We start from the raw sequence: 10,157 nt of genomic DNA on the forward strand, positions 1-10,157 counted from the left end.
ATGGCTGTGGAGCAGGCGCCGAAAATTTATTTGAACCGCCGCTCCACACCTTTCTCTACTAAAATCTTCGCTGAGATTTCTTCCACAGAGAAATGCGTGGAATTGATGTGGGCAATGTTCTCGCGGCGAAACAGATTCTCCACCTCGCGCACTTCGAATTCGCACTGTGCGTAGCTCGAATAGCGGCTGTTGGGCTTGCGTTCTTGCGGATCGCGGTGAGGCGGTCCGGGTCGATGGTCAGGCCAAACAGCTTGTGATGATGGGCGCGCAGGGCGGTTGGCAGTTGCAGGCGCTCCATGTCGTCTTCGGTCAACGGGTAATTGGCTGCGCGGATGCCGAATTGCATGGCCATGTACAAACACGTCGGGGTTTTACCACAGCGCGACACGCCTACTAGTATCAGGTCGGCTTTGTCGTAATAGTGCGTGCGCGCACCATCGTCGTTGTCGAGGGCGAAGTTCACCGCCTCGATGCGCTCCATGTAATTGGAGTTGCCACCGATGGAGTGGGATTTGCCGACGGTGTAGGAAGAATGCTCGGTCAGTTCCTGTTCCAGCGGAGCGAGGAAGGTCGAGAAAATGTCAATCATGAAACCATTGGACGTTGCGAGGATCTCACGAATGTCCTGATTGACGATGGTGTCGAAAATAATCGGACGAAAACCATCGTTTTCGGCGGCTTTGTTGATTTGTTGTACCATGGCCCGCGCTTTATCCGCGTTGTCGATGTAGGGCCGCGTGATTTTGCTGAAGGTAATGTTTTCGAACTGCGCCAACAGGCTTTGACCGAGGGTTTCGGCCGTAATGCCCGTGCCATCGGAGATAAAGAAAGCAGATCGTTTCATTTGCACCTTGGGCCTTAAGTGAGTGTCCTGTGTCACAAATGCGTTCCCTTTTGACGGCGGCTGTTGTCGCCATACTGCGTTGCCGCTCCTCGCCATAGCCAGCTATGACTCGTCGCGGCGCCTTGTCTGGCAACAACAGTCACTCGCCAAAAAGGAACGCATTTGCAACACAGGACACTTGTGACGATTCTTGGATATAGTAGGCGCGATTTGTCGGCCGCCAGTGGCCAGCATTCTCACTTATTTTCCAGGTCCAGGCCATACAGCCGGCAAATGCTCCCCCGAGTCGCCGGCTTCTGAGCTTTTCCAACACAGTTAGTGGAGAGATCACCTTGGTAGAGTACGTAGTTTCCCTCGATAAGCTCGGCGTCCATGATGTAGAGCATGTGGGGGGCAAGAACGCATCCCTGGGCGAGATGATCAGTAACCTTGCAGGTGCCGGTGTATCGGTGCCCGGTGGCTTCGCCACGACAGCTCAGGCGTATCGTGATTTTCTGGAACTGAGCGGTCTGAACGATCAGATCCACGCCGCCCTCGACGCGCTGGATGTCGACGACGTCAACGCCCTGGCCAAAACCGGTGCCCAGATCCGTCAATGGATCATGGAAGCCGAGTTCCCCGAGAAGCTCAACGCCGAGATCCGCACCGCGTTCGCCACGCTGTCGGCCGGCAACCCTGACATGGCCGTGGCCGTGCGCTCTTCCGCTACCGCCGAAGACTTGCCGGACGCTTCCTTCGCCGGCCAGCAGGAAACCTTCCTGAACATCCGTGGTGTCGAAAACGTTATTCGCGCCGCCAAAGAGGTGTTCGCTTCCCTGTTCAACGACCGTGCGATTTCCTACCGCGTCCACCAGGGCTTCGACCACAAGCTGGTGGCACTGTCGGCCGGTGTGCAGCGCATGGTCCGCTCCGAAACCGGCACCGCCGGCGTGATGTTCACCCTCGATACCGAATCGGGCTTCCGTGACGTGGTGTTCATCACCGGCGCTTACGGCCTGGGTGAAACCGTCGTACAAGGCGCGGTGAACCCGGATGAATTCTATGTCCACAAAGGCACGCTGCAAGCCGGTCGTCCGGCCATCCTGCGTCGCAACCTGGGCAGCAAAGCCATCAAGATGATCTACGGCGAAGTCGCCACGGCCGGTAAATCGGTCAAGACCATCGACGTGGACAAGGCGGATCGCGCCCGTTTCTGCCTGACCGACGCCGAAGTCAGTGAACTGGCCAAGCAAGCGATGATCATCGAAAAGCACTACAAGTGCCCGATGGACATCGAATGGGCCAAAGATGGCGACGACGGCAAGCTCTACATCGTTCAGGCCCGTCCTGAAACCGTGAAGAGCCGTACCTCGGCCAACGTCATGGAACGCTATCTGTTGAAAGAAACCGGCACCGTGCTGGTTGAAGGTCGCGCCATCGGCCAGCGCATCGGCGCCGGCAAGGTGCGGATCATCAAGGACGTGTCCGAGATGGATAAAGTCCAGCCGGGCGACGTTCTGGTTTCCGACATGACCGACCCGGACTGGGAACCGGTCATGAAGCGCGCCAGCGCCATCGTCACCAACCGTGGCGGTCGTACCTGCCACGCGGCGATCATCGCTCGCGAGCTGGGCATCCCGGCCGTGGTCGGTTGCGGCAACGCCACCCAGCTGTTGAAAGACGGCCAGGGCGTGACCGTTTCTTGCGCTGAAGGCGACACCGGTTACATCTTCGAAGGCGAACTGGGCTTCGACATCAAGAAAAACTCTGTGGATGCCATGCCGGATCTGCCGTTCAAGATCATGATGAACGTCGGCAACCCGGACCGCGCCTTCGATTTCGCGCAGCTGCCGAACGCCGGTGTGGGCCTGGCCCGTCTGGAATTCATCATCAACCGCATGATTGGCGTGCATCCCAAAGCGCTGTTGAACTACGACGGCCTGCCGCAAGAAATCAAGGACAGCGTCGACAAGCGCATTGCCGGTTACAACGACCCGGTCGGCTTCTATGTCGAGAAACTGGTCGAGGGCATCAGCACCCTGGCGGCAGCGTTCTGGCCGAAAAAGGTCATCGTGCGCCTGTCGGACTTCAAGTCCAACGAATACGCGAACCTGATTGGCGGCAAACTCTACGAGCCGGAAGAAGAGAACCCGATGCTGGGCTTCCGTGGTGCTTCGCGTTACATCAGCGAATCGTTCCGCGACTGCTTCGAGCTCGAGTGCCGTGCCCTCAAGCGCGTGCGCAACGAGATGGGCCTGACCAACGTTGAAATCATGGTGCCGTTCGTCCGTACCCTGGGCGAAGCGAGCCAGGTCGTTGACCTGCTGGCCGAAAACGGTCTGGCCCGTGGCGAAAACGGTCTGCGCGTGATCATGATGTGCGAACTGCCGTCCAACGCGATCCTGGCTGAAGAGTTCCTCGAGTTCTTCGACGGCTTCTCCATCGGCTCCAACGACCTGACCCAGCTCACCCTGGGCCTGGACCGTGACTCCGGGATCATCGCGCACCTGTTCGACGAGCGAAATCCTGCGGTCAAGAAGCTGTTGGCCAATGCTATTCAGGCGTGCAACAAGGCTGGCAAATACATCGGCATCTGCGGTCAGGGTCCTTCGGACCACCCGGATCTGGCCAAGTGGCTGATGGAGCAGGGCATCGAAAGCGTTTCGCTGAACCCCGATTCCGTGCTGGAAACCTGGTTCTTCCTGGCTGAAGGTCAGGCTTCGGTCTGATCGGTGAATGAAGCCCCGGCCCGCTTCGGTGGGCCGGGGTTTTAAGATTCAAGTAGGGCGGGCTCCTCTGGACGCCGCCCTTTTTTGTGCAAGAGCATTATGCAAAGCAGCAGCAACCTATTTCCTGTCGCCCTGATCAGCGCCGAGCGGCGCGGTGATCTGAGCGAAGACGTCTATCGTTTGAAACCCGGTAACAGCCCCGACGGCACCGTCGAACTGGCTGTGACCCGCTTGGGCCTGGCCGATGAGCCGGCGGTGCGTGGCGTGCCGGTCATTCTGTTGCACGGCAGCTTTTCCAATCGACGGTTCTGGTTCTCTCCCAAAGGTCTGGGGTTGGGGGCTTATCTGACGCGTCTGGGCTTCGATGTGTGGATTCCGGAAATGCGCGGCCATGGGCTGTCTCAGCGCAATCAGGACTATCGCAAGAACCGCGTCGCTGACTACGCGCGTTACGATCTGCCGGCCATTGGCGCGTTCGTGCGCGAGCAAAGCGGCCAGGTCCCACACTGGATCGGTCATTCGCTGGGTGGCATTACCCTGGCTGCGGCATTGGGCGGTCAGTACCTGGGCGAACCTGCCGTGGCCTCTGCGGCGTTTTTTGGCACGCAGGTCAGCCGCACCTACTGGCCGTTGAAGTTTCCGCCGGTGGAGTGGAGCGGGCGCTTCATTCTCAAGCGATTTGCCCAACTGTCAGGTTCACGGCTCAAGCGCGGCCCGGAGGATGAGCCGATTGGCCTGGCCCTGGAAAGCATGCGCTGGTACGGACTGTTCGGCCGCTTTGGCGATGCCGACAAGGACTGGTGGGCGGGTTTGGCCGAGGTTCAGTTGCCAGTGCTGGCCGTGAGCGCCGCAGGCGATCATCAGGACCCGACCTGGGCCTGCCGCAAGCTGTTCGATCAGGTCGGCTCCGAGCACAAGCAATTCATCACCCTTGGCCGCGAGCAAGGTTTTGGCGATAATTTCGGTCATGTGGAAATGCTTGTGAGCAAGGCTTCACAGACTGAAGTCTGGCCGTTGGTGGCGCGTTGGCTGGCGGATCAACAGACACCTTTGCTGGGTGGAAAGCCGGATTTGGCCGCGGCCGTTTGAGCCTGATGCTCTAACAAGGGGCATTTCGCTCTGAACGGCTTGCGGCTAAGATATGACGCATTAAGCGGTTCTGGTCACTTTTGGTGATTGATTCGATCGGCGCGTTTGCAGCCGTTCAGCCTTGGCCCGCCTCTGCGGTCTACTCGATTGTCTTCCTTTTTACAGGAGTTTCTCGATGAACCATTACCTTACGCCTGACCTGTGCGACGCCTATCCGGAGCTGGTGCAGGTGCTGGAACCGATGTTCAGCAATTTCGGTGGCCGTGATTCTTTCGGTGGCGAAATCGTGACCATCAAATGTTTCGAAGATAATTCGCTGGTCAAGGAGCAAGTCGCGCTCAAGGGTAACGGTAAAGTGCTCGTGGTAGACGGTGGCGGTTCCCTGCGCCGCGCGCTGTTGGGCGACCTGCTGGCCGAGAAAGCCGCCAATAACGGTTGGGAAGGGCTGGTGATCTACGGCTGCATTCGCGATGTCGACGTCATCGCGCAAACCGATCTGGGGGTTCAGGCCCTGGCCAGTCACCCGATGAAAACCGACCGACGCGGTGTGGGTGAACTCAATATTGCCGTGACCTTCGCGGGTGTGACCTTCCACCCGGGTCACTATGTTTATGCGGACAACAACGGCGTGATCATTTCGCCAAGCCCGCTGAAGATGCCTGAATAAAGCGCGTTTCAACAAAGGGGTGAGGATGTTCGAGGAAGAAAACGCGCAGTGGGGGCTGGTGCATGCCCTGGTGCTGGACGGTAAAGGCGGTGCGCGTTCGATAGCCCGGACTGAACTCGATGACTTGCAGTTGCAGGCCCATGAAAGCCTGTGGCTGCACTGGGATCGTAGTCACCCGCAAACCCAGACCTGGCTGCGTAAATACAGCGGTCTGAGTGAATTTAGTTGCGACTTGTTGCTGGAAGAGAACACCCGGCCGCGTCTTTTGCCGCTGCCGGACTCCGAGCTGTTACTGTTTCTGCGCGGGATCAACCTCAATCCAGGTGCCGAGCCGGAAGACATGGTCTCGGTGCGGATCTTCGGTTCGGCCCAGCGGGTGATCTCCCTGCGTCTGCGGCCGTTGCGCGCCACCGATGAGTTGCTGGTGCAACTGGCCGAAGGCAAAGGGCCGAGAACCGCTTCCGAACTGATCCTTTATATGGCGCAATACCTCACTAATAAAGTGCAGGATCTGGTCGGCTGCCTCTCGGAAATCGTCGATGAGGAAGAAGAAAAGCTGGATACCGACGAACGGTATACACCGGAGCATGGGGCCGTTTTGCAGATCCGTCGCAGAGCAGCCGCACTGAAACGTTTTCTGGCACCGCAGCGGGATATTTTCGGTCAGCTGACGCGGATAAAACTGCCATGGTTCGTTGAAGACGATGGCGATTACTGGAACGAATTGAACAACAGCCTGACCCGTTATCTCGAGGAGCTGGAATTGACCCGGGAGCGCGTGGGGCTGGTCCTGGAGGCCGAAGACCGGCGTCTGAGCGTGCGCATGAACCGCACGATGTACCGCTTCGGGATCATCACCGGGATCTTTTTGCCGATGAGTTTTCTGACCGGTCTTTTGGGCATCAACGTCGGCGGTATTCCGTTCTCCACCAGCCCTTATGGCTTCCTGATCGCCTGCTTGCTGGCAGGCTCGGTAGCGCTGGGGCAGTGGTGGCTATTCCGACGTTTGCGCTGGTTCTGATGATGAGTCATGTGACCCGACCAAATTTGACCGCGTCTTTCACAGATATCACGAGAGGTGCGTATGCACGATCCGTTTGAACAGTCTTTGCGTGACATGCTCAAAGCTTCGCCGTCCAGCCGTGACGACGATGCTTGCTTGGGTCGCGTGCTGAAAACCGCCAACCGCCAGGTCGGTGCCGGCGATCTGTTCAGCCTGCTGGGCCGTTGGTTGCCCGCGCTGATGATCGCCCTGAATAACGGATCGGCCCATATCTCGCCGGTTTCCCGTCTTCGTAAACCTACCGCACGCACTGCTGATAAGGCTGATTGAATATGGAACTTGATCTCTGGACTCAGAGCCTCGTCACTGCAATGACTGCGTTATGGACCAAAGTTGCGAACTTCATTCCGAACCTGTTCGGCGCATTGGTTGTGCTGCTGCTGGGTTTTGTCGTGGCCAAACTGCTGGACACGCTGCTCTCCAAATTGCTTGCCAAACTGGGCCTCGATCGCCTGATGGGCGGCACGGGGCTGACCAAGTTGCTGTCCCGCGCCGGCCTACAAGTGCCTATCTCGACGCTGATCGGCAAGATCGTCTATTGGTTCGTTCTGCTGATTTTTCTGGTTTCGGCGGCAGAATCACTTGGACTTGAGCGAGTTTCGGCTACGCTGGACATGTTGGCGCTGTATTTGCCGAAAGTATTCGGCGCTGCGCTGGTGCTGTTGGTGGGTGTCTTGCTGGCGCAACTGGCCAATGGGCTGGTGCGTGGCGCGGCAGAAGGCGTAGGACTTGATTACGCCGCGGGCCTGGGGCGAATTGCTCAGGGCCTGGTGATCATCATCAGTATTTCGGTTGCGATCAGCCAGTTGGAGGTCAAAACTGACCTGCTCAACCATGTGATCGTGATCGTCTTGATTACCGTTGGTCTGGCGGTTGCGCTGGCCATGGGCTTGGGAAGCCGGGAAATTGCCGGTCAGATTCTTGCGGGAATCTATGTGCGTGAGTTGTATCAGGTAGGGCAACAAGTGCGAGTTGGCGAGGTCGAAGGTCAGATCGAAGAGATCGGCACGGTTAAAACCACCGTGTTGACCGATGAGGGTGAGCTAGTCTCTCTCTCGAATCGGATTCTCTTGGAGCAGCATGTGAGTAGCCGCTAACCCGGCAAATCCTGCTAATGTATGCCGCCGCAAAATGTCCTGAAGGACTGCGGCGGACATTGACCTGACTGTCGGCCAGACTTGTTTTGAATAAAGCTCAATCGCTCTCCACGCGCTACGACCCCCGCGAGCTCTCTGATGAGGAGTTGGTCGCGCGCTCGCATACCGAGCTGTTTCACGTAACGCGCGCTTATGAAGAACTGATGCGGCGTTACCAGCGAACACTATTTAACGTTTGTGCACGGTATCTCGGGAACGATCGTGACGCAGATGATGTCTGTCAGGAAGTGATGTTGAAGGTGCTGTACGGCCTGAAGAACTTCGAGGGGAAATCGAAGTTCAAGACATGGCTGTATAGCATCACGTACAACGAGTGCATCACGCAGTATCGGAAAGAACGGCGAAAGCGTCGCTTGATGGACGCTTTGAGTCTGGACCCCCTTGAGGAAGCGTCTGAAGAAAAGGCGCCGAAACCCGAGGAGAAGGGCGGACTTGATCGCTGGCTGGTGTATGTGAACCCGATCGACCGAGAGATTCTGGTGCTACGATTTGTCGCAGAGCTGGAATTTCAGGAGATCGCAGACATAATGCACATGGGTTTGAGTGCGACAAAAATGCGTTACAAACGCGCTCTAGACAAATTACGTGAGAAATTTGCAGGCATTGCTGAAACTTAGTTCGGCGCAAATATCTCTTACGTGTAGGCAAGTTCTGATAGACTTGCCGCCGAGTTGTCCCCCGGTTTGCGGGACTGCTTCACAATCACCAGATGGGGATTTAACGGATGAAACTGAAAAACACCTTGGGCTTGGCCATTGGTTCTCTTATTGCTGCCACTTCGTTCGGCGCTCTGGCACAAGGCCAAGGCGCAGTTGAAATCGAAGGCTTCGCTAAGAAAGAAATGTTCGATAGCGCTCGTGACTTCAAGAACAACGGCAACCTGTTCGGCGGTTCTGTTGGTTACTTCCTGACCGACGACGTTGAACTGCGTCTGGCCTACGACGAAGTGCACAACGCACGTGCCGAAGATGGCCGTAACATCAAGGGCTCCAACACCGCTCTGGATGCTCTGTACCACTTCAACAACCCGGGCGACATGCTGCGTCCGTACGTATCGGCTGGCTTCTCCGACCAAAGCATTGGTCAGAACGGCAAAAGCGGTCGTAACGGTTCCACCTTCGCCAACGTTGGCGGCGGTGCCAAGCTGTACTTCACCGAGAACTTCTACGCCCGTGCCGGCGTTGAAGCTCAGTACAACATCGACCAGGGCGACACCGAGTGGGCTCCTAGCGTTGGTATCGGTGTGAACTTCGGTGGCGGCTCCAAGCCTGCTGCTGCTCCAGTTCCAGCACCAGCTGAAGTTTGCGCCGACAGCGACAACGATGGCGTTTGCGACAACGTTGACAAGTGCCCGGACACCCCAGCCAACGTAACTGTTGACGCTGATGGCTGCCCAGCAGTTGCTGAAGTTGTTCGTGTTGAGCTGGACGTGAAATTCGACTTCGACAAGTCGGTAGTCAAGCCTAACAGCTACGGCGACATCAAAAACCTGGCTGACTTCATGAAGCAGTACCCATCCACCACTACTACTGTTGAAGGTCACACTGACTCCGTCGGTCCTGACGCTTACAACCAGAAACTGTCCGAGCGTCGTGCAAACGCCGTTAAGCAAGTTCTGACCAACCAGTACGGTGTTGAATCGTCCCGCGTTCAGTCTGTTGGCTACGGCGAATCCCGCCCAGTTGCTGACAACAAAACTGACGCTGGTCGCGCTGTAAACCGTCGCGTAGAAGCGCAGGTTGAAGCTAGCGCTAAGTAATTAGCTCGCAGCTCTGGAAAAGCCCGGCTTAGGCCGGGCTTTTTTTTGTCTGCGATTTGGTGATGAGGGATTTAGTGGAGAGGGGAAGTTAGGTTCAGGCTGATTGATCGGCCGCCATCATCGCGGGCAAGCCGCGCTCCCATAGAGATGACGTTGCACAGGCTGCCACGGTTCCAATCACCAAAATGGCTGGGCTTTTCAATTCAAAGGCGCAGGCATCTTTCTCCATCGCGGTCAGATCGCTCCGACATTCCCGTTGGTGCGGCAGGGAAGCATTTTCGATCATCGCCACAGGCGTATCGGCTGCCATTCCGCCAGCCAGCAGTTGCTCGCGAATTTCACTGAGCTTCGCCACGCCCATGTAGATCACCAGCGTGGTGCCCCCTTGTGCGAGGGCCTGCCAGTTCAGGCTGCTGTCATCCTGAGTGTGCGCCGTGACCAGTGTCACGCCACGCGCGACGCCCCTTAGCGTCAGCGGAATATCGCATTGGGTCGCACCGGCAAGACCCGCGGTGATGCCATTGACCAACTCAACCTCGACGCCACGCTCACGCAGCCACTGCGCTTCTTCACCGCCGCGCCCGAAGATGCACGGATCGCCACCCTTGAGCCGCACCACGCATTTGCCGTGGCGGGTATAACGCAACATCAGGCGATGAATGAAGGCTTGAGGCGTGGAGCGACAGCCACCGCGCTTGCCCACGGGAATAATCCGCGCATTCGGGCAATGCTCCAGTACCGCGGTATTGACCAGGTCGTCGATCAGCACCACGTCCGCTTCGCGCAACGCTCGAACCGCCTTGAGGGTCAGCAATTCAGGGTCGCCAGGACCCGCACCCACCAGCCAGACTTTTGCGTTCATAGTGTTTT

9 protein-coding genes and 1 pseudogene are annotated in these 10,157 nt (G+C 57.5%); 8 read left to right on the plus strand and 2 right to left on the minus strand.

The annotated features are described in order from the left end of the window. Positions 1-26: 26 nt before the first annotated feature. Positions 27-940, minus strand: a pseudogene (locus tag PSH65_RS10230) (pyruvate, water dikinase regulatory protein). A 236-nt stretch (positions 941-1,176) separates the two neighbouring features. Here PSH65_RS10230 and ppsA point away from each other — a divergent pair. From ppsA to PSH65_RS10270, 8 genes are all read left to right on the plus strand, one after another. Continuing rightward, positions 1,177-3,552, plus strand: coding sequence for a phosphoenolpyruvate synthase (ppsA, locus tag PSH65_RS10235; protein ID WP_305426117.1), 2,376 nt, complete (start codon positions 1,177-1,179; stop codon positions 3,550-3,552). 99 nt (positions 3,553-3,651) lie between these two features. Continuing rightward, positions 3,652-4,641 carry an alpha/beta fold hydrolase gene (locus PSH65_RS10240; RefSeq protein WP_305426118.1) on the plus strand — a complete coding sequence of 330 codons (990 nt, stop codon included), beginning with the start codon at positions 3,652-3,654 and terminating at the stop codon, positions 4,639-4,641. 175 nt (positions 4,642-4,816) lie between these two features. Further along, the gene (rraA, locus tag PSH65_RS10245; protein WP_305426119.1) at positions 4,817-5,308 is read left to right on the plus strand and encodes a ribonuclease E activity regulator RraA; all 492 of its coding nucleotides are present in this window, start codon (positions 4,817-4,819) and stop codon (positions 5,306-5,308) included. A gap of 25 nt (positions 5,309-5,333) precedes the next feature. Further along, on the plus strand, positions 5,334-6,329 hold the full coding sequence (locus PSH65_RS10250) for a zinc transporter ZntB (RefSeq protein ID WP_217858229.1): 996 nt from the start codon (positions 5,334-5,336) through the stop codon (positions 6,327-6,329). 63 nt (positions 6,330-6,392) lie between these two features. Continuing rightward, on the plus strand, positions 6,393-6,641 hold the full coding sequence (locus PSH65_RS10255; RefSeq protein ID WP_007902080.1) for a hypothetical protein: 249 nt from the start codon (positions 6,393-6,395) through the stop codon (positions 6,639-6,641). A 2-nt stretch (positions 6,642-6,643) separates the two neighbouring features. Further along, positions 6,644-7,468, plus strand: coding sequence for a mechanosensitive ion channel domain-containing protein (locus tag PSH65_RS10260; protein ID WP_007902078.1), 825 nt, complete (start codon positions 6,644-6,646; stop codon positions 7,466-7,468). An 86-nt stretch (positions 7,469-7,554) separates the two neighbouring features. Further along, positions 7,555-8,145: an RNA polymerase sigma factor SigX gene (sigX, locus tag PSH65_RS10265; RefSeq protein ID WP_017337463.1), complete on the plus strand. Its 591-nt coding sequence runs from the start codon at positions 7,555-7,557 to the stop codon at positions 8,143-8,145. A 107-nt stretch (positions 8,146-8,252) separates the two neighbouring features. Further along, positions 8,253-9,287: an OmpA family protein gene (locus PSH65_RS10270; RefSeq protein WP_305426120.1), complete on the plus strand. Its 1,035-nt coding sequence runs from the start codon at positions 8,253-8,255 to the stop codon at positions 9,285-9,287. A gap of 94 nt (positions 9,288-9,381) precedes the next feature. Here PSH65_RS10270 and cobA read toward each other — a convergent pair whose 3' ends face one another. Next, positions 9,382-10,149, minus strand: a complete 768-nt coding sequence (gene cobA / locus PSH65_RS10275) for a uroporphyrinogen-III C-methyltransferase (protein WP_305426121.1) — start codon at positions 10,147-10,149, stop codon at positions 9,382-9,384. Positions 10,150-10,157 lie beyond the last annotated feature (8 nt).

The organism is Pseudomonas sp. FP603 (genome assembly GCF_030687415.1).
GTDB lineage: Bacteria > Pseudomonadota > Gammaproteobacteria > Pseudomonadales > Pseudomonadaceae > Aquipseudomonas > Aquipseudomonas wuhanensis.